Source organism: Campylobacter sp. (genome assembly GCF_019423325.1).
In the GTDB taxonomy this organism is placed as follows: Bacteria; Campylobacterota; Campylobacteria; order Campylobacterales; family Campylobacteraceae; genus Campylobacter_B.
Genome location: NZ_JAHZBQ010000003.1, coordinates 56,226 through 81,990, shown reverse-complemented (window position 1 = coordinate 81,990; position 25,765 = coordinate 56,226). Strand labels below are relative to the sequence as shown.

Sequence of the window (25,765 nt, the reverse complement as noted above, 5' to 3'; positions counted from 1 at the left end):
TGAAGCATAATCTCGGCTCGCAAGATAAAATTTCAGATCGCGATCCAAACGAAAGCGCTTCGCAAAGCTCTAGCGCCGAAACTGCGAGTGAGCAAAATTCTGCCTCGCAAAGCTCTGGCGTCGAAGATCAGGGCGCCAAAAATTTAAGCGGCGAAAATTCGGGCGCACAGAATTCCGGTGCATAAAATTTAACTCGCATGACGAAAAATAAAGCTACGTTAAAATTTAAAAATTTCACCGCCCGCCCGCGCTATTTTCGGGTTCGCTTAAGGCTCGCGCAAGCAGGCGCGGCTCTTTGCTGCGCACGTCCCGCCGAAGCTGCTTGCCTAGAAAGATCAAGCACCGTCGCAAAACCGAGCGGAGTGGGTAAAAATTTTAAAAGCCGAAACGCTACGAGCGCGGATTGCGACGCGGATCGTAACATACGCCTAGGCGCGGGTCGCGATATAAATTTCCGCCCGGATCGCGCCGTAAATTTTAAAATTTCAAACGCAAATTTAAAGGCCGATTTAGCGCGCCCGAAGGCGGGTTTTAGATGATAAAATTTTTAAATTTAAAAGTTGCTGCCGCCGTGTTCGCGCTACTGCTCGCGGGCTGCGACGGATGGAAGCACCATCTAAGCAGTGACGGCGCCTCACTCGCCTCCAAGTTCGACCCCTCCGAGCGCACACTAAAGATCGAGGGCAACGACAAGCCGTTCGTGCTGTTTTTCTACACCAGCAGCTGCGGCGCGTGCAAAGCTCAAGTACCCGTGCTAAACGAGCTGCAAGCTAGCGGCGATGCGCTGATCATCGGCATTTTGGGCGACGGCAAAGGCCTGGAAGCTGATGCGGCAGTCGCTCGCGAAAAGGGGATAAAATTCCCAAGCGTCAGCGGCGCGAGCTCGGTGAAATACTTTGAAACCATCGTAGGCGGTATTTTTGGCACCCCCACGTCGGTGATCTACGATAAAAACGGCAAAGCGGTTAAAAAGCTCATCGGCCTCTATCCCAAATCCGCCTTCGAAACCCAACTCAAACTCGTAAATTAGCCTGCCCAAAGAGGCCTAGCGTTTGGTAAATTTCGCTAAAATCGGCTTAAAATTTCATCTTAAGGAAACGATATGTTTGCAAAAACCGCATTAGCAGCCGCTCTAGCCCTTAGTTGCGCACTCGCAGCGCCTTATGAGCCCTACGATCACGACGCGATGATAAAGACGGCGCCGGACGGCTCGCGCGCCCTGGATATCGGCGGCATTTACCGCTCCGTGGATTATCTCTGCGCCCACGCATGCGAGTATCCGCTAAACTTCGACAGCGGGAAGGACGCCGAGATCGCCTACCAGGATGCGCGAGCGTTTGAAGAAATTTTTAAATTTTTAAATCAGGAGCTGTTTAAAAAGGATATCGACGCCAAAGACCGCTACGAGTTTGAGCATAAATTTGCCAGAATTTACGTCATTCGGCACAACTTTGATATCAAAGGCGCCGCAGAGAAGGCGGACGCGCTCTACGATAAGCTAGTGCAAGAAGAGCCCAAAAACGGCGAGATCCGCACGGAATACGGCGAGTTTTTGCTAAACTCCTCCCGCGATCAAAAGGCGCAGCAGATGCTTTCTAGCGCGCTTGAGCTCGGTTCGATGCGCGCGCACCACGCCCTTGCGCTGTTTAGCTTGATGCATGACGACAAAGAGGGCGCGATTAAGCACTTGCAGGCATACCTTGAGGCCTATCCGAAAAATAGCTCCGCCGCGCAGCTGCTCGAGGGGCTAAAGAGCGGGAATATCAAGATCGAAAAGAAGCAGCAGTGAGTAAAAAATCCCTTGCCTTAGGCGCTGCTGCGATACTTTGCGGCGCGCTAAGCCTAAACGCAGAGGCTGCGGCGCAGAGCGCGCAAATAGATCTGAAATTTAACGCCGCAAATTTTACGCAAGAAAGCGTGATAGTAGGCGGCAAAAAGATAAAATTTCGCGCCTACAAAAACATAATCTACGTCGCAAAACCCGTAAGCACGCACTATCAGAGCATGAATATCTTCATCCCACAGCAGTATTTTAAGGGGCGCAAGAGCGGTAAATTTGACGCCGCGAGCGCGCCGATATTTTTGCCAAACGGCGTGGGCGGATACTTGCCGGGCGAAGCGGGCGAGGTCAAAATAGACGAAAGCGGCAAGCCAAACGCGATCGCTACGGCGCTTTCGCGCGGTTACGTCGTAGCCGCTCCCGCAGCGCGCGGACGCACACTAAAGGACGCAAACGGCGATTATATCGGCAAGGCGCCCGCGGCGATCGTCGATCTAAAGGCGGCCGTGCGGTATCTGAAATTTAACGACGCGGCGATGCCCGGGGACGCGAACAAGATCATCTCAAACGGCACGAGCGCAGGCGGAGCGCTCTCGGCGCTTTTAGGCACGAGCGGGGACGAGGCCGCGTACGAGCCGTATCTGCAAGAGCTGGGCGCTGCGAAGGCTAGTGATAAAATTTACGCGGCGTCGCTATACTGCCCGATCACCAATCTAAAGCACGCGGACGCGGCGTATGAGTGGATGTTCGGCGCGCAGAGTGAATATGAAAAGATGGATTTTAGCGGCTTTGATGCGGCGGGATTTAACGAGCGCGGCGAAAATTCTAGCGGCGCTGAAAAAAATTCCAAAAAAGGCGCGGATCAAAGCGCCGCAAAGCTCGCGCGCAAGATGCTAAGCGGCAAACTAAGCGCAGCGCAGATTAAAATTTCAGACGAGCTAAAGGCGCAATTCCCCGCCTATCTGAACTCGCTAAGCTTAAAGGATGGGGGCGGTCGCGCGCTAAGCCTGGATAAAAACGGCGACGGCAGCTTCAAAGATTACATAAACGCGCTCATATCGGCCTCGTTTGCTAATTTTGCGGCGAAAAATCCGCGCGCAAAGGCGCCCCTATACCTCGCTGCAAAGATCAAGGACGACGCGTCGCAATCGCATATGCTCTTTTGGGGCTACGCGACCTCCAAGCCGCGCACCAAGACCCCGCCCGCATTCGACGGCTTCGCGCTTGAAAATCCCGAAAACGAGCTGTTCGGCGGCGCTAAATTTAACGCGGCGCATTTTACGGATTTTAGTGCGATGAATGACCCCGCCAAAGGGGTGCTAATCGCAGATGTCCAGCTCGTGGAGATGATGGATGCGATGAGCTTCGTGCGCAACGAAAACGGCGCGAAGCATTACCGCATCCGCCACGGCGCGAGCGATCGCGATACGGCGCTTGCGATCCCCGCTATTTTGGCTCTTAGCTTGCAAAACGCGGGCAAAAACGTCGATTTTGCAGTGCCTTGGGGACAAGGACACGCCGGCGATTACGATCTGGATGAGCTTTTTAGCTGGATCGACGAAATAGTCGCGCAGTAGGTTTAACGGGCAAAATTTTACTTTGGAATTTAGAATTTTGCCCGCAGTTTCGCCGTAAAATTTTATCGTCTAAAGCTCTCTCTAGCAAATATATCCGAGCAGCGTAAAATTTCGCTGCGAAATTATATCGCGGCAGAATTTCGGCATCGCCGCAAAGCGCGCAACGGCTTGAAATTTTGCGGCTAGCATTCAAAAAATTCCATAGAATTTTATCACGGCAATACGGCGCGAATTGAATTTTATCGGCCGCGACGATTTATGTTGAAGCCTTTAGCGCGATCTGCGCTAAAATTTCGGCGCAATCAAATTCTGCAGGCTAAAATAAAAACCGAAGTATGCGATAAAATTTCACGGCGTTTATGCACTTCCGATCGCAGATATTTGAGCACGCAGGTATCGCGTAATGAGCGCGTATTCGGCATGCAGGCGATTAAAATTCGCCAAAATAAACGCAAAAACCCAAGCAAGCGCGGCAAGCAGGCTAAATTTAAGGCGCGCTTCGCGATCTCTCGCGGAGCCCAAGCCCGCTTTTGCTATCCTATTATTCGACTTACTTCAATAATCCGCTGACACACAAAAAGCGCCGCTTGGGGTCTGTATTTTTGCGCCGTGTGCATAAATTTCATAATTTAATGGCGCTTTTAAGCACCGTTTAGCCTATTAAAGATCACCGCACGGCGGCAGCATCGTTTCCTAAACCTGATGCGCCGGTATCTTTGCGGCGACGCAACTCGGCGCTAAATTTAACGCTAGCTAGCATTGCGCTACCTTTAGCTCGCGTGCGACAAGCGCTCTATCTATGGCAACGCAGCTTCGGCATTAAATTTAAACGCGCTGTCTTTGCGCCGCCTCTCTAGCTCGCATGCGGCGGGCACCGCTTGCAACGACGCCAAAATGCAAACCGCTTTTTGCTGCGCTGCACCGCAAAAGAGCTTTTAAAATTTAACGCCCTAGCCTTTCGCGATCTCGTAAAAACCGTCTTTAAAAACGACTTTGCCCGCACCCACAAGACGCTTTAAAAGCTGCGCGCTCGCTTCGTCAAACATCGCCTCCACGTCGCTCGTGCGCTGCGGACGACGTACCAAAGTATGCAATATCTCATCCTCGCTAAAGCTCAGTCGCTCGCTTGCGTATTTGGGTGCGGCGATTATATTTACGTTTTGATTTTCGATGAAAGTAGCCAGATAGCGCAGCTGTGCCTCGCTCACACCCTGCACGCGGTATGCAGGCGGACGATCTATAGTGCCAAGATCTACGCGGTGCGGGTTGATGCGAGCTAAAGCCGCATTCAGCGCCGCAAAGTCCTCTTGTGTGTCATTTAGCCCGCGCACGACTAGGATTTCGATATCAAGCTCGCCGCGAAACTTGCGCGCGAAATCTGCGATCGCGCTTACGATATCCTCGGCGCTAATGCCTGCGTGCGGGCCGTCCACCTTGCGAAAGCTTTTCGCAAGCGCGCTATCTAGTGAAAATTTGCAGATATCAAGTTTCATTAAAGTAGCGCTGTTTTCGCGCACGAGCGAGCCGTTTGAGAGCACAAGCAGCTTCTGCGGCAGGTTCAGCGCCTTTAGCGCGCCCACGAGCTCTGCAAAGCGCGGATGTAGCGTAGGCTCGCCGTTTGCCGTGATCGTGATGACGTCAATGCCCGCGTGGTTTTGCAGCGCGGTTTTCAGCTCGGCGATGACCGGGCCGATCTCACAGGGCTCGCTCATTGCGCTTACCGGCTTGCCCGCGCCCAGCTCGCAATAGACGCAGTTGAAGTTGCACTGCTTGCGCTGCGGGCTCAGGTCGATGCCGAGGCTGCGCCCGAACCTACGCGAGGCGACGGGCCCGAAAATATATCTCATTTTTGCTCCATGATTTGATTTGCGGGAATTTGCTCGCGCACAGAATTTTGCTTTGAATTGCGCTTTAAATTTTGCTTCCGCGCGCTGAAATTCGGCGCCGCTTTTATGTGAAATTCCACTTCCACGCTCCGCCCCGCTACGGTAAAATTTTAAACTTAGAGCTTTAAATTTATCCTTAAATTTAGGGCGTGCGAGCTATAAATTTAAAGCGCGAGTTAAATTTAAACTCGCAAGACGCGATATTTTTACGCCACCGCATACACAGCGCGTAAAATTTTAAGCCCCGCTCGGCATAAAATTTCAAACTGCGGCTAAATTTTAAAATTTGCGATACTGCCGCGCCAAAACGGCGCAAAATTTTAAAATTTAGAGTTTTGCGTTCCGCGAGCTGTTTTAGCGGCATGAAAACGGTGCAAAATTTAAAAATTTATGGACAGCGGAAAGATCGCGCGGAAGCAAAGCAAGCGACCCGAGCGAGCGAAATTTTAAATTACGGCTCCATAAAATTTACAGCGACGCGCCGCAAACAGGCTATCGCAAAATAAGGTTTTAGCGCGCGCTTAGCTCGTGTACCAGATCCACCAGATATTTGGCGTTTTGCACGCTTACGTCGGGCAAAATTCCATGGCCTAGATTAAATATATGCGCCGTACCCTTCATCGCCGCTAAAATCTCGCGCACGCCCGATTCTATCGCGCCGCGATCGTATAGCCGCATCGGCTCCAGGTTGCCCTGAAGCGCAAATTTACCCCCGAGCTGCTCGCGCGCAAGCCCGATCGGAGTGCTCCAATCCACACCCCATACGTCAAAGCTCGCTGCGCCGCGATACGCCGCGATACGGCTCAGCTGCGAGATCTGCGCGCCCGTGCCCTTGGCAAAGACGATGAGTGGGATATGCGGGAATTTCGCCTTTAAAAATTCCGTGATCTCTAAGATGTATCGCCAGCCGAACTCCTCGTATGCGCTCGGCTCCAGCGCGCCCGCCCAGCTGTCGAAGATCTGCACCGCATCGACGCCCGAGCCGATCTGGCGCGCCAGATAAAGCTTCGTCGCTTCCGTAACGAGGCGCAAAATTTCATGCAGAAGCTGCGGATTTTCGTAGAGCATCCTTTTGCAAACGGCGTAATTTTTACTGCTGCCGCCCTCGATCATATAGGTAGCGATCGTCCACGGCGCGCCGCAAAAGCCGATGAGAGCTTTATCCGCGGCAAGGCGTGAGCGAGTAAGCGAGATCGTATCATAAACGTATCCAAGCTCCGCCGCGGCCTTTTGCGGATCAAGGCGCGCCAGATCGCCCTGGGAGCGGATCGGACCTCTAAAGCGCGGCCCCTCGCCCGCTTCGAAGCGCAGATCCATACCCATCTGCATCGGCACGACCAAAATATCGCTAAAAAGTATCGCCGCATCGACGCCCAAAATCTCCACGGGCTGGATCGTTACCTCGCTAGCAGCGCGGTAGTCGCGGCACAGGCTCAAAAAATCGCCCGCCCTCTCGCGCACCGCCATGTATTGCGGCAGGTAGCGCCCCGCCTGGCGCATCATCCAAATGGGCGTGTATGGGGTCTCTTTGCCGAAGCATGCGTCGATGAAAACCATTTTTATCCTTTAAATTTACTCAAAATATACAAAGCCAAACAAACCGCAAAGATAGCCCCTGCGAGCAAAAGCATATCCAAAGGGGTAGTAAAGTCGGTGTGCAAAATTCGCTTGAAAAAATCCACTACCAGCACCATTATGATGACGCTGCCGAGTTTATATTTTAGCTCATCCAGCGAGGCGATCTTTAAAACTTGTAAATTTAGATCCACAAACTCGTCGATAAACAGCTCATAAATTCCAAATATGAAGATTAGCAGCACGATGGCGACCAGATACAGATCGATCGCCGTTATTATCTCGCTTAAAATATCGACGTAAAGCGCTCGCTTGCTCTGCGCCGTTAGAAAAAATTCCACGATTTTATAAAGCGCCGAGCCTATTTCATAACTTGCCATCACAAATATCGTCGCACTAGCCGCAACACAAAAAATAACAGGCAGAAGCGTTAGAGATTTACTACAAAGCAAAAATTTTTCAAATATAGCTTTCATTTCTTCCTTAAATTTTAATTCGGGATTAGCCGCTCCGCAAGCGGATATATAAATTTAAAAGCCACTCTATGCCGAAGTGTTCGTTTAAATTTACGCTCGTTTGCAATCGCGTAAATTTATCTCTTTTAAGCGCGCCCGTTTGAGTCTTTAAAATTTTGCGCCAGGTTAAAGGCGCAAAATTTCAGCTCGCGGCGTTAAATTTTAACTAAGTTGATTTGCAAATTTATTCGCGCGGCCTCGGCGCCGAAACCGCGCACGCGACAGCATCCGCGCGCAAAGGCTCGGCAACTATGCTAAATTTATCCTACTTGTCTTGCTGCATATCGATCCAGCGAAGCGCGATGCGCACGGCGTTTGTCGCCGCTCCTACGCGGATCTGATCGGCGCTGCACCAAAGATGCAGAATTTTATCGTCGAAATTGTCCCTGCGGAGCCTGCCGACGTAGGTTTCGTTCGTGTCGCTCGAAAGCAGCGGCATCGGGTATTCGTTTTTGCTCGGATCGTCTACAAGCACGATACTAGGCGCGTTTCTTAAAATTTCGCGCACGCGACCAATCTCAAAATCCTTTTTAAATTTTATCGTGATCGCCTCGCTGTGGCTGCGTAGCACCGGCACGCGCACGCAGGTAGCCGAAACGGCGAAGTTTTTATGCAAAATTTTCTGCGTTTCGTTCACCATCTTCATCTCTTCTTTGGTGTAGTCGTTGTCCAAAAAGACGTCGATGTGTGGGATGACATTCATCGCGATCTGATGCGCGAAAACTTTAGGTTTGCACTCGTCAAGCTTAAATTCAAAAAATTTCTGCAGCTGAAACACAAGCTCCTCCATGCCCTCTTTGCCTGCGCCGCTGGCGGCTTGATAGGTACTTACGTCCACGCGCTCTATTTCAAATGCATCGTCAAGCGGCTTTAAAATTTGAACCATCTGGATGGTAGAGCAGTTCGGATTAGCGATGATGCCCGTCTCTTTCCACAGCTTTATATCCTGAGGATTACACTCGGGCACTACGAGCGGGACATTTTCTTGCATGCGAAAGTGACTAGTGTTGTCGATCACCACCGCGCCGCTTGCCGCAGCAAAAGGCACGTAATGCGCCGAAATGGAGCCGCCCGCGCTAAAAAACGCGATGTCGATCTCGTTTTCATCGAAGGTACTGTCCGTTAGCTCCCTCACGACGTATTCTTTGCCGCGGAATTCCACCTTCTCGCCCGCGCTCTTTGCGCTCGCAAGCGGCAGTATGTCCTTCACGGGGAAGTTCATCTCGTCTAAGACGCGCAAAATCTCCTCGCCTACGGCGCCGGTAGCGCCTACGATGGCGATATTGTAACTACTCATCCTCTCCTCCTTTTAAAATTTCATCGCTAGAGCCGTCGCTCTGCGAATCTTTGCTATCTAAATTTGAATTTAATAAATTTTCATCCTGCGCAAGCTCGTCCGCTTCGCCCTCGTCGCCCTCCTCGGCTTTCGGGCAGGTCGCAATGCTCACGACGTCGTCGCCCTCGACATTTACGACGATGACGCCGCTGGTGTTGCGGCCCGCTTTGCGGATGCTTTGCATATCAACGCGGATCATCTTGCCACTCGTAGTAAGCGCCATAAGATCCATCTCCTCATCGACCATCACAACGCCGATGAGCTCGCCCGTGCGGTTGGTGAGCTTCATGCAGATGACGCCCTTGCCGCCGCGATTTGTGAGACGATACTCGCTCGCGGTCGTGCGCTTGCCGATACCCTTTTGGCTCACGCTTAAAATTTCTTGCATGTCGTTTAAAATGAACGCGGCGCCGATGACCTCGTCGCCTTTTTCTTTAAATTTAATCCCCTTTACGCCGCGAGCTATGCGCCCCATCTGGCGAATTTTATTTAGATTAAATTTAAGGCACATTCCCTTTTTCGTAGCGATGAAGAGCATATTTTCGTTAGCGCTTTGCGGCTCGCCGTCTTGAGCGCCCTCGTCTTGCGAAATTTCATCTGAAATTTCATCCTCGCTTCCCTCCAAAATATCCTGCTCGGTCTGCTCTAAAACTTCCTCGGCCTCGCCGCCGTCCAGATCGTCGCCGCTTAGAGCGCCTCCTTTGTAGTCTTGCATCTCCTCGGCGCTGTTTGGAGCGATGAGAGCGGTTACTAGCGTATCGTCCTCATCTAGGCTGATAGCGCGGATGCCAAGCGATCGGATGTTTTTAAACTCGCTTAAATTCGTACGTTTTACGATGCCGTTGCGAGTGAAAAATACGAGCGACTTGCTCGGATCAAAATCGGTCGTAGGGATGATCGCCATGATCTTTTCGTCCGCGCCGAGCTGGATTAAATTTACGACCGCCTTGCCCTTTGCGGTGCGCGAGCCCTCCGGAATTTTATAGACCTTAAGCCAGTAGAGCTGCCCGCGGTCGGTGATAAACATAAGCGTGTCGTGGGTATTGGACGTAAAAAAGCTCTCGATGAAGTCATCGTCGTATGTCGTGACCGCCACGCGCCCCTTGCCACCGCGCTTTTGCTTCTCGTAAGTCTTGCTAGGCACGCGCTTGATGTAGCCGCGGTGAGTGATCGTAACGACCATATTTTCATTCGCGATAAGATCTTCGATGTCGATATCCTCGTAGTCATCGACGATTTCGGTGATGCGCGGACATTTAAATTTATCCTTGATCTCCAAAAGCTCATCTTTGATGATGCCCTCGATTAGCTCCTCGCTTTTTAGGATAGCGTCAAGCCGCTTTATCTCGGCTAAAATTTCTTTTAGCTCCTCCTCGATCTTTTCGCGCTCAAGCCCCGTTAAACGGCTTAGCCTCATATCCAAAATCGCGCCCGATTGTGCTTCGCTAAGGCCGAATCTGCTCATTAAATTTTCGCGCGCGACGTTGGTATCGGCAGAGTTTCTAATTACGTCGATCACTTCGTCGATATTATCTAGCGCGATCTTTAAGCCCTCTAAGATGTGCGCTCTAGCACGGGCTTTTTGAAGCTCAAAAATTGTGCGGCGGATGATGACGGTTTTTCTGTGGTTCAAAAACAGCTTCAAAAGCTCTATCAGCGTGAAAATCTTCGGCTCCTTGCCGTCGATTGCGAGCATTATCACGCCGAAGGTCGCCTCCATCGTAGTTTGCTTAAATAGATTATTCAGCACGATCTCGCTCATCGCGTCGCGTTTAAGCTCGATTACTACGCGAATTCCGTCGCGATCGCTCTCGTCACGCACCTCGGAGATGCCTTCGATCTGCTTTTCTTTTACGAGATCTGCGATCTGCTCGATCAAGCGCGCCTTATTGGTCTGATACGGCAGCTCGTCGATTACGATGACGTCTTTATTTGATTTTTTTTCGATATGGGTTTTAGCGCGAATTTTAACGCGCCCTCTGCCCGTTTTATACGCCTCGATGATCCCCTTTTTGCCATAGATAATGCCGCCGGTCGGAAAATCGGGACCCTTGATCTCGCCCATGATCTCCTCTAAGCTTGCGTTTTTATTCTCAAGCAGTATCAAAAGACCGCCCACGAGCTCATCTAGGCTATGCGGCGGGATATTCGTCGCCATTCCCACGGCGATTCCGCTCGAGCCGTTAAGCAGCAAATTCGGCACGCGCGTCGGCAAAACATCGGGCTCGCTTAGGCTCTCGTCGTAGTTCGGCACGAAATCGACTGTCTCTTTATCTAGGTCTTTTAGCAGCTCCTCGGCTAGCGGCGTCATACGCGCTTCGGTGTACCTCATCGCCGCCGCTCCGTCGCCGTCGATCGATCCGAAGTTGCCCTGCCCGTCCACGGAAGGAATTCTCATCGAAAAGCTCTGCGCCATTCGCACGAGCGCATCATAAACGGCGGTATCGCCGTGCGGATGGTATTTACCGATGACGTCGCCTACGATACGAGCGGATTTTTTGTAAGGCTGGCGAGAGCCCACGCCAAGATCGTTCATCGCATATAAAATTCGCCTATGCACCGGCTTTAGGCCGTCTCTGGCATCCGGCAGCGCACGACCGATGATAACGCTCATCGAGTAATCAAGATAACTCGTCTTGATCGATTCCTCGACGTCTATATCGATAATCTCCTGATTTTCAAACATATTTGATTGCATAAATATCCTTTTAAATTTTAAAGCGCGATTATAGCGAATTATTCTTTTGCATTAGCTAAAACCAAGCCGCACACGGGCATAAAGCCGCCATCGATCAAGCTCTCGCGCGCTTGCAGCATGCTAAGGCCCGAGGTGATGATGTCGTCTACTAGGATTACGGGAAATTGCGGCGGGGTTAAAATTTTAAAATTTCGCTTGTGTTTTAGGCGAAATTCCAAACTCTGTCCGGTGTATTTGACGCGGTTTTGCGCACGCAGGCAGTGAAATTTTGGCTCAATTAGCTTGCTTTTTAGCGCGCGGGCTAAGATCGCCGTGTGCGAATAGCCACTGCGTATGTCATCATCAAGCGGCACGGCGTTAAATTTAAAAATTCCGTCCGTTTTAAACGTTTCGTAGTTTTGCGGATTTACAGAAATTTCGCGCTGCAGATGAAGCGGGAATTTCGCTAGGCTTAAAGAAGCTATGCGCGCAAGCACCGCAGCGCCGTATTCATGATGTTTAGAAAGTATAAGCTCGCGAATTTCGGAGTAGCCGTAGTAGTAAAACACGCTAAAGCCCTCCACCTGCCGCATACTTAGGCGGCATTCGGCTAAATTTGCGGCGCAGGCGGCGCAGATCATGCGCAGGCTAAACGCGCCGCAATTTACGCAGCGCATCTAAAGCGTCAAGATGATTTGATCGGCGGATTTTTTGACGATGTCGCCAAGCAAGCTTTGCACGAAAGGATTAAGCGATCTAGCCGTGCGAAGCGCGGTAAATTGGCTCTGATCCTGTGAAACGCGCTTGGTCGTAGTTTTGTTGCCCTGCACGATAGAAATCGCGATCTCGCCTCTTGCGCTCATATTTTCCTTCGAGTAGCCGTTGATCGCTGCCGAGATGCTTCTAATATTTACGGTTACGATATTCGGGCTTGCCGGATCGATCCTTACGCCGCGAGCCTCAAGCTCCGCGCGCAAAGCCTTGTCGAACCACGCCGAGAGATTGTTTTTTAAAAGCACTTCATCGACCAATTTGCCGTCGTTGTCGTTTATAACGGCGATTACCATCTGATTTTCGCGCTGATCGTTGATCGCGTTGATATTTACCGACTTGCCGCTTACGGTCTGATCGGCCTTAGAAAGATACGGATTTAGGCTAATGACGCTGCTGGTTTGCGAGCAAGCGACAAAAAATAGCGCAAAGACGCCGAGTAAAAATTTTTTCATTTCGATCCTTTTTTCTGAAATTCGGGTGCATTTTAGCACTAAATTTAAAATTTATAGATTTTTTTGTATCATTGTAAGATCAAAGGAGAAATTTTGCAAACACTCGCTTTAAAATACAGACCCAAAAGCTTCGAGCAGCTCATCGGTCAAGACGCCGTCGCCAAAAGCCTTGCGCACGCGCTGGATTCGGGCAGGCTGAGCCACGCATATCTTTTCAGCGGACTTCGCGGCAGCGGCAAAACCTCGACGGCTAGGATTTTTGCCAAAGCGCTTTTATGCGATAAAGGCCCTACCGGCAAGCCGTGCGAGGTCTGCGATAACTGCGTAATGGCAAACGAGGGGCGCCACATCGACATTATCGAGATGGACGCCGCCAGCCACCGCAAGATCGACGATATCCGCGAGCTTATCGAGCAGACGAAGTATCATCCCGCAAGCGCGCGCTTTAAAATTTTCATCATCGACGAGGTGCATATGCTCACCAAAGAGGCCTCCAACGCGCTTTTAAAGACACTTGAGGAGCCGCCTAATTACGTAAAATTTATCCTTGCGACTACCGATCCGCTCAAGCTTCCCGTCACGGTGCTATCGCGCACGCAGCACTTTCGCTTTAAACCAATCGCCAAAAGCGCCGTCGTAGCGCACCTGGCGCAAATTTTAAAAACCGAAAACATCGCTTACGAAGAGGGCGCGCTTGAAATTTTGGCGCGCAGCGGCTCGGGCTCGCTACGAGATACACTCACGCTTCTCGATCAGGCGATTATCTTTAGCCGCGAAGGCATCACACAGCGCGCGATCGCCGATATGCTGGGCTTGCTCGATCCCGCTAAAATCGGCGAAATTTTAGACGTCGTGCTACGCCAGGACCGCGCGGGCGCGATCGAGATCATTAAAGAGGTCGAAAACTACAACGCCGAGACAATAATCGACGAGATGATCGCAAATTTAAAGGATAAATTCCTGCGCCGAGACGCGAAATTTAGCCTGCTGATGTACGAGCGGTTTTTCCGCATTTTAGCGGGCGCTAAGAGCATGCTCGCCATCAGCCCGGACAACACCTACGCAATTTCTATGATGATTTTTATGATGATGGAGGCGGTCAATCTGCGCGAGATCGACGAGCTGATCGAGATCGGAAGATCGCTGGATCAAGGCACTGGCGCGATGGGCTCTTTTGCGAACGATCGCTTTTCGGCTGAACCAAATTTCTCCGGCGACGGAAATTTTAGATCAAGCCCAAGCTTTGCGGTGGGCTCTCGAGCGGGCATAGACTCTAGGGCGAGCGCAAACTCCACGCCAAATTTTAATCAAGGCGCCGAGCAAGGCACGGACCGCGTTCTCACGCCGAGCGGCGCGGCGAAAGCGCATGGCGGCGATTCAAATACGGCGGCGGGCAGTGTGGCTGCCGATAAATTAAACGGCACATCTAGCGATGCAAGCAAGCGCAGCGATACACCTGATACCGCAGAAAGTGAGCGAAGCCTTGCGGCGCGAAACGACGCCAAAAGCGGCGCCGCACAGCAAGATGCAGCCGTCGCCGCAGGCACCAAGACGGCGCGGAACGGCGTAAGTTCCGCCATCAAAACGGGCGCTCAAAATGAAATTTACGAGAATTTTTTAGCCAAAATTTACGACCGCGATTACGATCTGGGCGAGAAATTTAGCAAATGCATAGAATTTTTAAAGTTCGAGCGCGGCACGCTGCATCTGCTCTCGCGCGCGCAGGGACAGGACAGAGAGTACCTACGCAAGGGCTCGCGAGCGGTAAATAGCGTACTAAAATCGCTTTTCGGCGAGAACGCAAAAATCAAAATCGAGCAAAGCGCGCCGCAAAACGGCGATGATCCCACCCAGAGCGAACGCGATCGAAATTCCACACGCGGCGCAACCGCTACGCAAAGCACGAATTATACGCAAGGCGCGGATTCCGAATCCGGCGCCGATACTACACGCCCGAGAAATTCGACCTCGCAAAGCCCTGTAAATTCCGCGGCACAAAATTTTACTGAAAGCCCCACCTCTAGTAGCGTGCAAGAAAATCCCGAATCTACGCAAGTAGGCGAGCAAGATCATAGGAATTTAACCGGCGCGCAAGCGAGCGAGCAGAGCTGTGCGTCGCAAATAAATTCTGCCGCAAATGAGGCGCAAGCCGCAAAGTTGCAAATGGATGCGGCAAGAAATTCCGAGCGGCAAAATTCGGAAAATTCTACGACGCAAAATTCTGAGCAGCGAAATTCCACTTCAAATTCCAAGCTGCAAAATTCCGAAATTTCTGCAGGAGATGACGACGGAGAGAAGGATGATCTGTTAAGATCCACCGATCCGCAAAACTACGCCGCAAAGCCTCGCGATACAAGTAAGAGCGTGCGCGCCGCCAAGGCAGGTCTTGCCGAGCTCGCAAACGGCGCGCAGGACGGCAAGGAAATTTTGATCTCCGAGATGAATAGGCTATTCGGCGAGCCCACCAAAATCACAGAATAACGCTCGCTGCGGACTAAATTTATCTCCGTGCGATTTTAAAATTTAAACGTGCAAAAGCGACTCCGAAATTTACGCGGCAAAGCAAGCCTGCATGATTTTAAAATTTCGGCTTTTTAAATTTTTACCCACTTCGCTCGGTTTTGCGACGATGCTTGATCTTTCGAGGCAAATAGCTTCGGCGGGACATGCGCAGCAAAGAGCCGCACCTGCTCGCGCAAACTGCAAGCGAACCCAAAAAAAGCGCGGGTGGGCAGTGAAATTTTTAAATTTTAACGCAGCTTTATTTTTTATCATGCGAGCTAAATTTTATGCACCGGAATTTTACGCACCCGAATTTTTGGCACCTTGATTTTCGCTGTTAGAATTTTCGGCACTCTGATCTTCGCCGCCAGAGCTTTGCGAGGCGGAATTTCTAAAATTATATTTTTTGATATTGGAATTTTCTGTAGCCGAAGCATTTGCGCCCGCATTTTTGCCATTAGAATTTTCGTCGATTAAATTTATTCTTTGCAGAATTTTAAATCTGGATTACGCGCCCTATTATTTCATAACATCATCGCGGGTTATTTACGTAAAATTTCACCTATTAAAAATTTGGACGCAAAATTCAACCTGCGAAATCTCGATAAAATTTTGTTATTAAATTACGAAACGAAATTCTACCTCGTAATTCCGCCGCTATTTCTTGGCGATTTTATAGTAGCCGTCCTTAAAAACAACCTTACCCGCACCCACAAGACGCTTTAAAAGCTGCGCGCTCGCTTCGTCAAACATCGCCTCCACGTCGCTCGTGCGCTGCGGACGACGTACCAAAGTATGCAATATCTCATCCTCGCTAAAGCTCAGTCGCTCGCTTGCGTATTTGGGTGCGGCGATTATATTTACGTTTTGATTTTCGATGAAAGTAGCCAGATAGCGCAGCTGTGCCTCGCTCACACCCTGCACGCGGTATGCAGGCGGACGATCTATAGTGCCAAGATCTACGCGGTGCGGGTTGATGCGAGCTAAAGCCGCATTCAGCGCCGCAAAGTCCTCTTGTGTGTCATTTAGCCCGCGCACGACTAGGATTTCGATATCAAGCTCGCCGCGAAACTCGTGCGCAAAATCCGCGATCGCGCTTATGATATTCTCGGCGTTAATACCTGCGTGCGGGCCGTCCACCTTGCGAAAGCTTTTTGCAAGCGCGCTATCTAGCGAAAATTTGCAAATATCAAGCTTCATTAGTGCCGCGCTGTTTTCGCGCACGAGCGAGCCGTTTGAGAGCACAAGCAGCTTCTGCGGTAGGTTCAGCGCCTTTAGCGCGTCCACGAGCTCTGCAAAGCGCGGATGCAGCGTAGGCTCGCCGTTTGCCGTGATCGTGATGACGTCTATGTTATGATGCATCGCCAGCGCAGTTTTCAGCTCGGCGATGACCGGGCCGATCTCACAGGGCCCGCTCATCGCGCTTACCGGCTTGCCCGCGCCCAGCTCGCAATATACGCAGTTGAAGTTGCACTGCTTGCGCTGCGGGCTCAGATCGATGCCGAGGCTGCGCCCGAACCTACGCGAGGCGACGGGCCCGAAAATATATCTCATTTTTGCTCCATGATTTGATTTGCGAATGACGACATTTTTAGCGCAAGATTTCGCTTTAAAACTTTACTTTGCGGAATTTAATTTGCAAAATTTTAATTTGAAATTCTGCCTCGTGAAATTTTACTGAAATTTGCTTTTAAAAAATTTAGCTAGGAAATCCCGCTTTTAAATTTTACGTAGCAAGTTTATACCGATCTTAAGCCTCGCGCCAATAACGCTTTGAATCGAGCCTTGAAAATTCTACGTAGCAAATTTATGCCTTGTAATTTAACTTCCGCGTGCCGAAATTTGGCGCCGCTTTTATTTGAAATTCCGCTTCTGCGCACCGCCCCCGCTAGGACGGAATTTTAAGCTTAGAGCTTTGAATTTATCCTTAAATTTAGGGTGCTGTGTAAAATTCATATAAAAAATTCGCCTTATGTGCGGACGAGCAAGCTTTGAAATTCCAAAATTCCTAGAATTTTGCTAAAATTGCGAGCAAATTGAAAGAAGGGTGAAATTTTGACTATTTACGATTTGGAGCGCCTGAGGCTGGACGCGAAAAAGCACGTGGAACAGCTAAAGTTCATCATCGTCGTAAGCACGATCGTCTTGTTTGCGGTGTTCGGCGCTATCGCGTATTTTGCAGATAGGCAGGGCGCGCAGAGCTTTAGCACGATGATGCTTATGCTGCTGGCGGTCGCCTCGCTCGCCGTAAGCCTTAAAGAGGTGCACTTAAACGGCTGGCAAAAGGATCTCATCGGCACGGAAAATATCTTAAAGTTCGGCTCGGTCGCGATTTCGTTTTTGATCTTCAAATACTCCGCAGCCTTGCCGCAGGCGTTGATAAGCTTGGCTGCGCTCGCGCTTGCGGTGTGGTTAGCGGCGCGGCTTTACGCGCTCGGCGTAAAAAGCGCGCAAGATATCTTTACCGGGCGGTACCGCCAAAGCTACAAGCAGCACTATCTGGCGCCTTTCGTGCGCGAGCTCGGCTACGAATACGTCTCCTACGGCAGCGTGCCGTTTTGGCGCGTGGTGCAGAGCGATCTGTTCGAGTTTATCGAAAATCTGCACGGCAACGACCGCGTGGGCGGCGCGTGGCAGGGAGTGAGCTTCGAGTTTAGCGACGTGAGCTTTTTCCATCAAAATTTACAGCACGAGCTCGTGGGGGCGTTTTTCGTAGCGGAATTTAACAAACGCATCATCGCGCCCGTTTTCATCTATCCGCGCGAGATACAAAACAAACAGCACGTAGGCCTAAAGCCCGTTGCGATGGATAACGTGGAGTTTGCCGCGCGCTACAAGGTGCTTAGCGATGAGCCGCAAAACGCGATGTACGTGCTGACGCCTGCATTTATGGAGCGATTTTTGGCGGTGGGCGACGCGCTCGGGGCGCAGATCTGGGCGAGCATCAGAGAGCGGCGGATCCATATTTTCGTGCACACCGGGCGCGATAATTTCGAGCCTAGCGTCTATGAAAGCGTGCTGCGCCGCGATCCCGCAAGCGAGATAAAGAGCGAAATTTTAAACTTTTTGAGTATCGTTAAAATTTTAAAACTGAATGTGAGGATTTGGATTTAGACAAACGCAGTTGATTAGATAAAATTTTATAGATTTTTACGCAAACCGAGTGTCGATTATTTGGGCTTATACTTGCGGTTTTATGGTTTTAGGCAAACAGATAATTCTTCTTGATGTAGTCGATATCTATATTTTTCTGCAAAAAATACTCTTTGATATCGTTGTAAATTTTATCGTTGTAGATATAGATAAGATAATATCTTGGTAAAATATTGTGATATCCTGGGTTGGTCGTAGGTTCAGCGACCCTTATAAATGGCAGAGCTCTAAAGCCTTTGAGGTTTTTATTCACCGATAGATAAAATATAAAATTTAAGAAAAATCCCCATAGATAGATAAAAAATATTATCTCTAAAAGCTCCCATTTTAGAGCTATGAGTCCCAGTATCGTAAGAGATAAATTGCAGATATACTGTAAAATTTCTGAGCTAATAAATACGTCAATCGAAAAGCTCCTTCGCAGTTCGTCGAATTCTACTTTGCAAAATCTCTTAACGACGCCGTTTTCGATAAATTCTATATATCTATCCGTGAATCTTATTTGTTGCTTGCTGCGAATTAACTTAAAGATGCATATCGCAATAAGAATTCCTAACATTACCAAATTCATAACTACGCCTTTTGGTGAACATAAAGATCCGCATTCCATAAAATCCTTTATTATAGCTATCGTTAAGACGGAAAATAACAATACTAAATACCAAGCGATCGCAAAAAATTTTTCGTAGCCGTTTATGACTAGCGGCTCTTTATCGTAATCTCTAGGTGAAATTTTAAAATTTTCAGGCATCTTTATATCTCAATCAAAGCGCGATATGTTTGGCTGGTGCGATGGAATCTATCGTAAATCCGTTAGAGCGGTATGCAGGCATATATCGGCACACAGGCGATACGGCAAATAATCCACTATCCACCGCAGTGCGTCTCGCAAAACCGCGCTACGACTTAAAATCAAAACCCATCTCGCAAAAGCAGACCATAGCCTTAAAGTTGCAGCTCGCAAAATTTACAGTCTGCAAATCCACGGCTAGCAAAATACATAGCTCGCCAAAATCTCGCTGCGGCGCAGATTTATAAAATCGCGGCTCGCGCAAACGCAGCGCAGTACGCGCAAAAGTAAAATCCGCGGCTTGCAAAATCAAGCCGCAGTATTCAAAAGCGAGCTTAAGCTTTTGGAATTCTGATCTTCTGCCCCGGATAGATGAGGTTTGCGTCCTTAATAACCTCGCGGTTGGCGTCGAAAATAATCTTGTATTTATTCGCGTCGCCGTAGAATTTCTTCGCGATTTTAGATAGGTTATCGCCCTTTACGATGGTGTAGTAGTTCTCGGCGCTATCCTCTCTGATGCCCTCGATCTGCACGTTTTTAATGCCTGCTGTGTTGCCCGCGATGAGGGCTGCTTTTTCGAGAGTTTCCTTATCGGCGTTGCCGCTGATTTTGACGGTGTCGCCCTGCACCTCGACCTCTAGCCCTTCTACCGGCGTAGAGCTGAGATTGGTGGCGATCTCGTCTTTTACGTGCTTGGCGTCATCGCCTAGACCTAGTAGTTTCTTGCCTGCTTCGGCTACGAATGAAAGTAAACCCATTGTTTTCTCCTTTGGTTAAAGTGGCGCAATTTTATCTTAAATTTACCAACGATCAGCTTAGGCGCATATCCTTACGGCTCCGACCTAGCCCAATGATGCGACCTACTGCGCTCACTCTATGCGCGACGGCAGGTTCTTGGACCATCATTGCCGCGCCCATCTATTCAGATTTGCAGCGTATGAATTATCAGCGTCGCGACTACGCTAAATTTTTCGTCAGTAAATTTCTAGCGATCACGGCGCATACGATGCTAAAAACGACGACTGAATATGAGTTGAGATTTAGCCCGCAAAATCCTGCGCTTAGGGCAAAGGCGCAAAGCGGCGCGTTTAGATTGATCGCTAAAAATGCAGCCCCTCCGCAAACCCCCGCTGCGCTTAGGCTAATAGGTAGAATTTCGCCGATCGCAAATCCAACGCATAGCCCCAAAACTGCGCCCAGCGCGAAGCTTGGCGTTAGCGTGCCGCCATATCCGCCGCAGCGAAAGATCATCAAAATGCAAAATGCCTTGCAAAGCAAGATCGCAAGCAAATAGGGGCTGAAGGACGCGGAGTTAAAAGCAAACTGCGCTGCGGAGCGCCCGTTACCTAAAATTTCAGGCACGTATGCGCTGACCGCCGCGGTAAGTAAAAACGCAAGCGGCAGTGTAAGTGCGATTTTAAGGCTTTTTATGCGCCGTTTTTCGCACAAGCGCACCCCGTCTTGGAAATATTTCGCCGCAACCCCCGTGACAAGCCCGATTAGAGCCGCTGCGAGTAAATTCTGTGGGGTAGGGGCGAAGTTTGAAACTGCGTAATAAATTTCTTTTGAAGCTCCGAATTCTGCTGTAGCTGTAGCCACCGCACTAGTAGCAAAGGCGCATAAAATCGCTCGAGTATCAAAGCTTTTGAGTAAAATTTCTAGGCTAAAAAGCGCGCCCGCTAGCGGGACGTTATATGCAGCGCCCAGTCCCGCTCCCGCACCGCATGCGACAAATAGCCGAAGCTCATCTCCGCCGATATTTAAGGCGCGGCAAATTTTAGCCGCAAACAAGCCACCTAGCTCGCGCGGAGCAGCCTCACTGCCTACCGGTGCGCCCAGAGCGATGGCTACTAGCTGCAAAACCGAGTGGATTAAATTTTGCCAAAACGGCGGATTTCGCCCATCCATCATCGAAGCTACGTTTAAAAAAGGTTTCAGTCTTATTAGCAGAATTCTAATTAAAGTTACGATTGCGCCGGCTGCGAGGACGCTAAGAAAGCGCCTAAGCGCAGTGGTTTGCTCCGTGATAATGTGAAATTCCTCATCATTATGCCCGAAAGCAAAAGTTTCAATTTCGTTGATGCCGAAGTTTAAGAACCCTGCGCAAAGCCCCATTATAACGCCTATCGCAAGGATCGCTAGAAAGAATTTAGTACTCAAAATATGCCTTTTTGAAACGCATAATTATATAAAATTTTAGCTTTAAAAAATCCTTACCGCGCGCATAAAATCAGCTAAAACGCGAGTAAATTTTAAAATAATGGCTAGGAATTTATATCATCTCTGCGAGTAAATTTTGCGCAAAATTCTATGAAGCGTAGGCAGAGGCAGAATTTTATTTACGTTAATTGCGCGAGTAAAAATTTAAGTAGATTTTATATAGCGCGTAGAAAATTTAGTAAAATTTCGCATCGCGCTGGAGGATAAAATTCTATTTGAAATTTCTTGCCGCGAGGACAGGCGAAATTCTACGTAAAATTTAAATCTATCCGAGCGGGTAAAATTTTAAATTAAGTAAGCGAGAGAATTTCGCAGAGGACGCGTGGGATTTCGCGCAGAATTCTAATTTAAGAAAGAGGGCAAAATTCCGCGTAGAATTCCGATCCGCGTAAGCGGGCGAAATCTCGCGTGAAATTCCAAGTTGCGTGACTGGGCAAAATTTTGCGCGAAATTTTAATTTGTGTGAGTCATAGAAATTTTGCACTCCGCGAATAAATTCGTTTAGGATTTTGCTATTTTTTCCAGATATCGTCGTTTTTACCGGCTGCGGGCGCGCTTAGCTTTTTATCCAGAGCTGAAATTTTATCCGCGAGCTTTTGCGCACCGCCGAAAATTTCATCTTTTTTCGGAAATCCGAAGTGAAATTTAGAGCCCACGCTGTCTCCGATGCTTGCAAGTAGCGATTTGGGCGCGTTTGCGATCGCGTCTTTAAAGATCGCCGCATCGATTCCGAGCTCGGCTAGGCCTTTTAACGCCCGCGCAGAGCCGATAAACATCGCGATCTTGGCGTCGAATAAATAATCGTTTGCTAGCTTTTGCGCGTGCGCGGCTGATTTTTTATCCACGATGATAAAGCGCGCGCCTGCGCCGTTTGCGAGTAAAATTTCATTTATATCATTCGTAATAACGCTAAATTTTTTCTGCGCCTTTTGCGCTGCGGCGATGAGCCTGTCGTTAAACTTAAAGAGCAGATTGTCGTATTTGAAAACTTCGTCGCCGTTTTTGATGAGATACAGCGGCTCGTATGGCACGAGCGCGTGGCCTAGGATGATCATTTGCCGCCCCTTAGTTTGGCTTCGCAGGATTTGCAAAGGCGCTTTTTGTCACGCAGAGCAAGCTCGTCGCTGCTAAAGTACGTCCCGCACTCGTCGCACGCCAAAAGCTCGGTCGCATCGTCCTTTTTCTTTACGCGAAATCTAGGCACTATCAAAAAATATATGAGCGCCGCGATAACGGCGACGGCTAGAATTTTTCCCATTATTTCACCCCTTTGATCACTAAAAATTTTCTATTTTTCAAAGCGTTTTCGCCGCTAAAAATTTCGCAGCGCGCGCTTGCAAATTCCTTGCGGAATTCTGCTGCTTCCGCCTCTGCGCCCGAGCCTTTGTAGAGCAAAAACGTCGTGTTTTCGTCGTAAAAGCCGCGGCAAATTTCAACTAAGCTTCGCGCACTCATTAGCGCTCGAGAGCTTATAAGATCGGCGCGCAGCTTTGCGCCGTCTTGCACGCGCTCGGCGTGGATTTTTACGTTAGCTAGAGCGAGGCTAACCTTCGCGTAGGTTAGAAATGCCGCTTTTTTTTGATTTGGTTCAAACAGATGCCACTCGCACAGCGGCAGCGCGAGCGCCAAAAATAGCCCGGGAAAGCCCGCTCCCGAGCCGATGTCGCATGCGATGCGCGGATAGCGCGGTATGAACTCCGCTCCGCTTAGGCTGTCGCGCACCACCGCGTCCAAATCGTCGTAATTCGTGAGGCTATGGACGCGGTTAAATTTTTGCAGACAGGCTTTAAATTTGGCGACCTGCTCGCCAAAGCTCTCGCCGGGCGCAAGCTTCACAGCAGATGCCCCATCTGCTCTTTTTTGACGCGTAGATAATTTTCGTTAAATTTATTAGGCGTGATGATTATCGGCACGCGCGCGACCACTTCGACTTTTAGATCGTGCAGCTTTTGCGGGTTGTTCGTAAGCAGATTTATACGAGAAATTCCAAAATGAGCGAGTATGAAATCCACGATCTCGTAGGTGCGCTCGTCCGCTTTGAAGCCGAGTTGATGGTTTGCTTCGATCGTATCGAGGCCCTGATCTTGCAGCGCGTAGGCATTGATTTTATTAAAAAGCCCGATATTTCGCCCCTCTTGACGCAGATAGATCACCATACCGCCGTGTTCTTCGATATATTTTAGGCTCGCTTCGAGTTGGTCGCGGCAGTCGCACTTTAGGCTGCCGATCGCATCGCCGGTAAGGCACTCCGAGTGGATCCGCACGTTTACGACGCCCTCCAAAGGTTGCTTAAATATCGCCAAATGCTCTTTGTTCCCTTGCTTGAACGACTGAACGCGGAAGCTTCCGAAGCGGGAGGGGAGATTTGCGACCTCTGAAATTTTTATATCCATGCTTAAATTTACTCCAATTGTGATATTATGAATCCCGCAATTCTAGCTAAAAAAGGAAAAATAATGTTTAAACGATTTAGACGGCTACGAATAAACCCTGCGCTTAGGGATCTGGTGCGACAAACCGATCTGCAAACCCGCTCGCTGATCTATCCGCTTTTTGTCGTGGAAGGAAGCGGTATCAAAAAGGAGATCGCCTCGATGCCCGGCGTATTTCAGATGAGCTTGGATGAAATTTTAAAAGAGTGCGAGGCTCTTTTGCCGCTCGGTTTGGATAAAATTTTACTTTTCGGAATTCCGTCGCTAAAGGACAGTATCGGCTCGGACGCACTAAGCGAGGACGGCATCATCGCGACTTCGCTGCGCGCGATAAAGGCTAAATTTCCAAATTTATTAGTAATCACCGATCTGTGCTTTTGCGAATACACCGACCACGGGCACTGCGGCATCATCGATCATGTGCATCAGACGGTGGATAACGACGCGACGCTTGAAATTTCGGCGCAGCAAGCGCTCATCCACGCCAAAGCGGGCGCGGATATGATCGCTCCAAGCGGCATGATGGACGGTATTATCGCTACCTTGCGAGAGACACTCGATCGCAGCGGATTTGAAAATTTACCGATTATGGCGTATTCGAGCAAGTTCGCCAGCGGCTACTACGGGCCGTTTCGCGACGTGGCAGAATCAGCGCCTAGTTTTGGCGATCGCAGCAGCTACCAGATGGATCCTGCAAATAGATTTGAGGCGATCAACGAAAGCCTGCAGGACGAGGCGCAGGGAGCGGACATCTTGATGATAAAGCCCGCGCTTGCGTATCTGGATCTAATCAGAGACCTTAGAGAGCGCACGCTGCTGCCGATCTGTGCGTATAACGTAAGCGGCGAATACGCGCTTTTGCAGGCGGGTAAAAAAGCGGGCGTGATCGATTATGAGCGCGTGATGATGGAGACGATGATAGGCATAAGGCGCGCCGGCGCGGATATGATCATCACCTATCACGCTAAAGAGATCGCGGAAATTTTAAATTCGCGCAGGTAAAATTTTAAAAATTTTGGAATTTTAAAATTTCGCAGCAGCAGCGAGACTTGGTTTTTGAAATTTACTTCGCGGCACGTAGCGTAAATTTAAAATTTTAAAGCCGAATAAAACGTTACGTAAGCGAAAACAGTGTAAAATTTAACCAAAAAGGAGCGATATGAGGCACTTTCTTACGTTAAACGATTTTAGCAAAGACGAGATAATCGAAATTTTAAATTTAGCCTTTGAGATAAAGAAAGAAGCTAAAGCGCGAAATTTCAAGCCATATTTAAAAGATCAAAAATTAGCGATGATATTTGAAAAAAGTTCGACCAGGACGCGCGTTAGCTTCGACGTAGGGATGAACGAGCTTGGCGGACACGCGTTGTTTTTGAGCAGTCGCGACATACAGCTCGGGCGAGGCGAGCCGGTCAAAGATACTGCGCGCGTGATTTCGCGAATGTGCGATCTAATCATGGCGCGCGTAAATCGCCACGAGACGTTAATAGAGCTTGCGGAATTTAGCCGCGTGCCGGTGATAAACGGGCTAAGCGATAAATTTCATCCCGTGCAGCTAATGGCGGATTTAATGACGATCGTGGAGCGCGGTATTGAAACTCCAAAGATAAAAGCCGCGTACGTGGGCGACGGCAACAATATGACGCATTCGTGGCTCATGCTTGCCAGCAAGCTTGGCTTTGAGCTGCGAATAGCGACGCCCGTGGGCTACGAGGCCGATCCGCAGATACTGGCGCAGGCACGGCAAAATGCCGAAATTTCGGGCGCTAAAATTTTAATAACGAACGATATAAGGGAAGCCGTAGCGGGCGCAAACGTCGTGACGACCGATACTTGGGTTTCGATGGGGCAAGAAGCCGAAAAAGAGCAAAGAATTCGCGATTTCGCGGGCTTTTGCGTGGATGAAAGCTTAATGGCTCTAGCAGGTAGCGGCGCGATCTTTTTACACTGCCTGCCGGCGTACCGCGGATACGAGGTGAGCGAGGCCGTGTTTGAAGCGCACGCGGATGAAATTTTTGCAGAGGCGGAAAATCGCCTGCACGCGCAAAAGGGCGTTATGGTCTGGTTGGATCAAAGAAGGTAAATTTAGGAGAACG

Annotated in this window: 22 protein-coding genes and 1 pseudogene; 8 read left to right on the top strand and 15 right to left on the bottom strand. The window is 49.6% G+C overall.

What is annotated here, in order from left to right:
• Nucleotides 1–197: 197 nt before the first annotated feature.
• The 4 genes from QZ367_RS08215 (at nt 198) to QZ367_RS08200 (ending at nt 3,357) form a co-directional block, all read left to right on the top strand.
• Nucleotides 198–539, top strand: a complete 342-nt coding sequence (locus tag QZ367_RS08215; RefSeq protein ID WP_291939480.1) for a hypothetical protein — start codon at nt 198–200, stop codon at nt 537–539.
• Nucleotides 536–1,030 (top strand): TlpA disulfide reductase family protein, encoded by a 495-nt coding sequence (locus tag QZ367_RS08210; protein WP_291939478.1) that lies wholly within the window; start codon nt 536–538, stop codon nt 1,028–1,030. Before QZ367_RS08215 ends, QZ367_RS08210 begins: the two co-directional genes overlap by 4 nt.
• 72 nt (nt 1,031–1,102) lie before the next feature.
• A complete protein-coding gene (locus tag QZ367_RS08205; protein ID WP_291939475.1) occupies nt 1,103–1,789 on the top strand; it encodes a tetratricopeptide repeat protein in 687 nt (228 codons plus the stop codon).
• A complete protein-coding gene (locus QZ367_RS08200) occupies nt 1,786–3,357 on the top strand; it encodes a subtype B tannase (protein ID WP_291939472.1) in 1,572 nt (523 codons plus the stop codon). Before QZ367_RS08205 ends, QZ367_RS08200 begins: the two co-directional genes overlap by 4 nt.
• 950 nt (nt 3,358–4,307) lie before the next feature.
• On the opposite strand, the gene QZ367_RS08195 is transcribed toward QZ367_RS08200, so the two are convergent.
• From QZ367_RS08195 to QZ367_RS08165, 7 genes are all read right to left on the bottom strand, one after another.
• The gene (locus QZ367_RS08195; protein WP_291939471.1) at nt 4,308–5,204 is read right to left on the bottom strand and encodes a radical SAM protein; all 897 of its coding nucleotides are present in this window, start codon (nt 5,202–5,204) and stop codon (nt 4,308–4,310) included.
• 549 nt (nt 5,205–5,753) lie between these two features.
• Nucleotides 5,754–6,800: a uroporphyrinogen decarboxylase gene (hemE, locus tag QZ367_RS08190; RefSeq protein WP_291939468.1), complete on the bottom strand. Its 1,047-nt coding sequence runs from the start codon at nt 6,798–6,800 to the stop codon at nt 5,754–5,756.
• 2 nt (nt 6,801–6,802) lie between these two features.
• A complete protein-coding gene (locus tag QZ367_RS08185; protein WP_291939465.1) occupies nt 6,803–7,294 on the bottom strand; it encodes a YqhA family protein in 492 nt (163 codons plus the stop codon).
• A 304-nt stretch (nt 7,295–7,598) separates the two neighbouring features.
• Nucleotides 7,599–8,630 (bottom strand): aspartate-semialdehyde dehydrogenase, encoded by a 1,032-nt coding sequence (locus QZ367_RS08180; protein ID WP_291939463.1) that lies wholly within the window; start codon nt 8,628–8,630, stop codon nt 7,599–7,601.
• Nucleotides 8,623–11,355, bottom strand: a complete 2,733-nt coding sequence (gyrA, locus tag QZ367_RS08175) for a DNA gyrase subunit A (protein ID WP_291940144.1) — start codon at nt 11,353–11,355, stop codon at nt 8,623–8,625. Before gyrA ends, QZ367_RS08180 begins: the two co-directional genes overlap by 8 nt.
• 50 nt (nt 11,356–11,405) lie before the next feature.
• Complete coding sequence (locus QZ367_RS08170) at nt 11,406–12,023, bottom strand: ComF family protein (protein ID WP_291939460.1); 618 nt, start codon at nt 12,021–12,023, stop codon at nt 11,406–11,408.
• Nucleotides 12,024–12,572, bottom strand: a complete 549-nt coding sequence (locus QZ367_RS08165; protein ID WP_005873082.1) for a YajG family lipoprotein — start codon at nt 12,570–12,572, stop codon at nt 12,024–12,026.
• Between the two features lie 93 nt (nt 12,573–12,665).
• Between QZ367_RS08165 and QZ367_RS10410 the strand changes: the two are divergent.
• A pseudogene (locus tag QZ367_RS10410) lies at nt 12,666–13,703 on the top strand (DNA polymerase III subunit gamma/tau); the annotation flags it as partial.
• A gap of 2,028 nt (nt 13,704–15,731) precedes the next feature.
• On the opposite strand, the gene QZ367_RS08155 reads toward QZ367_RS10410, so the two are convergent.
• A complete protein-coding gene (locus tag QZ367_RS08155; protein ID WP_291939450.1) occupies nt 15,732–16,628 on the bottom strand; it encodes a radical SAM protein in 897 nt (298 codons plus the stop codon).
• A 501-nt stretch (nt 16,629–17,129) separates the two neighbouring features.
• Here QZ367_RS08155 and QZ367_RS08150 point away from each other — a divergent pair.
• Nucleotides 17,130–18,188, top strand: a complete 1,059-nt coding sequence (locus QZ367_RS08150) for a DUF3137 domain-containing protein (protein ID WP_291939447.1) — start codon at nt 17,130–17,132, stop codon at nt 18,186–18,188.
• Between the two features lie 88 nt (nt 18,189–18,276).
• Here QZ367_RS08150 and QZ367_RS08145 read toward each other — a convergent pair whose 3' ends face one another.
• From QZ367_RS08145 to ribA, 7 genes are all read right to left on the bottom strand, one after another.
• Entirely contained in the window at nt 18,277–18,798 is a 522-nt protein-coding gene (locus tag QZ367_RS08145; protein ID WP_291939444.1) for a hypothetical protein, read from the bottom strand.
• A 554-nt stretch (nt 18,799–19,352) separates the two neighbouring features.
• A complete protein-coding gene (gene lysM / locus QZ367_RS08140) occupies nt 19,353–19,775 on the bottom strand; it encodes a peptidoglycan-binding protein LysM (protein WP_291939442.1) in 423 nt (140 codons plus the stop codon).
• 199 nt (nt 19,776–19,974) lie between these two features.
• The gene (locus tag QZ367_RS08135) at nt 19,975–21,177 is read right to left on the bottom strand and encodes a chloride channel protein (protein ID WP_291939440.1); all 1,203 of its coding nucleotides are present in this window, start codon (nt 21,175–21,177) and stop codon (nt 19,975–19,977) included.
• A 572-nt stretch (nt 21,178–21,749) separates the two neighbouring features.
• Nucleotides 21,750–22,292, bottom strand: coding sequence for a hypothetical protein (locus QZ367_RS08130; RefSeq protein ID WP_291939435.1), 543 nt, complete (start codon nt 22,290–22,292; stop codon nt 21,750–21,752).
• Nucleotides 22,289–22,495 carry a hypothetical protein gene (locus QZ367_RS08125; protein WP_291939433.1) on the bottom strand — a complete coding sequence of 69 codons (207 nt, stop codon included), beginning with the start codon at nt 22,493–22,495 and terminating at the stop codon, nt 22,289–22,291. Before QZ367_RS08125 ends, QZ367_RS08130 begins: the two co-directional genes overlap by 4 nt.
• On the bottom strand, nt 22,495–23,073 hold the full coding sequence (gene rsmG / locus QZ367_RS08120) for a 16S rRNA (guanine(527)-N(7))-methyltransferase RsmG (RefSeq protein WP_291939431.1): 579 nt from the start codon (nt 23,071–23,073) through the stop codon (nt 22,495–22,497). The genes QZ367_RS08125 and rsmG overlap by 1 nt, the downstream gene beginning before the upstream one ends.
• Nucleotides 23,070–23,630, bottom strand: a complete 561-nt coding sequence (ribA, locus tag QZ367_RS08115; protein ID WP_291939429.1) for a GTP cyclohydrolase II — start codon at nt 23,628–23,630, stop codon at nt 23,070–23,072. The genes rsmG and ribA overlap by 4 nt, the downstream gene beginning before the upstream one ends.
• A 63-nt stretch (nt 23,631–23,693) precedes the next feature.
• Between ribA and hemB the strand changes: the two genes are divergently transcribed.
• The gene (gene hemB, locus QZ367_RS08110; protein ID WP_291939427.1) at nt 23,694–24,671 is read left to right on the top strand and encodes a porphobilinogen synthase; all 978 of its coding nucleotides are present in this window, start codon (nt 23,694–23,696) and stop codon (nt 24,669–24,671) included.
• 157 nt (nt 24,672–24,828) lie between these two features.
• Complete coding sequence (gene argF / locus QZ367_RS08105; protein ID WP_291939425.1) at nt 24,829–25,752, top strand: ornithine carbamoyltransferase; 924 nt, start codon at nt 24,829–24,831, stop codon at nt 25,750–25,752.
• Nucleotides 25,753–25,765 lie beyond the last annotated feature (13 nt).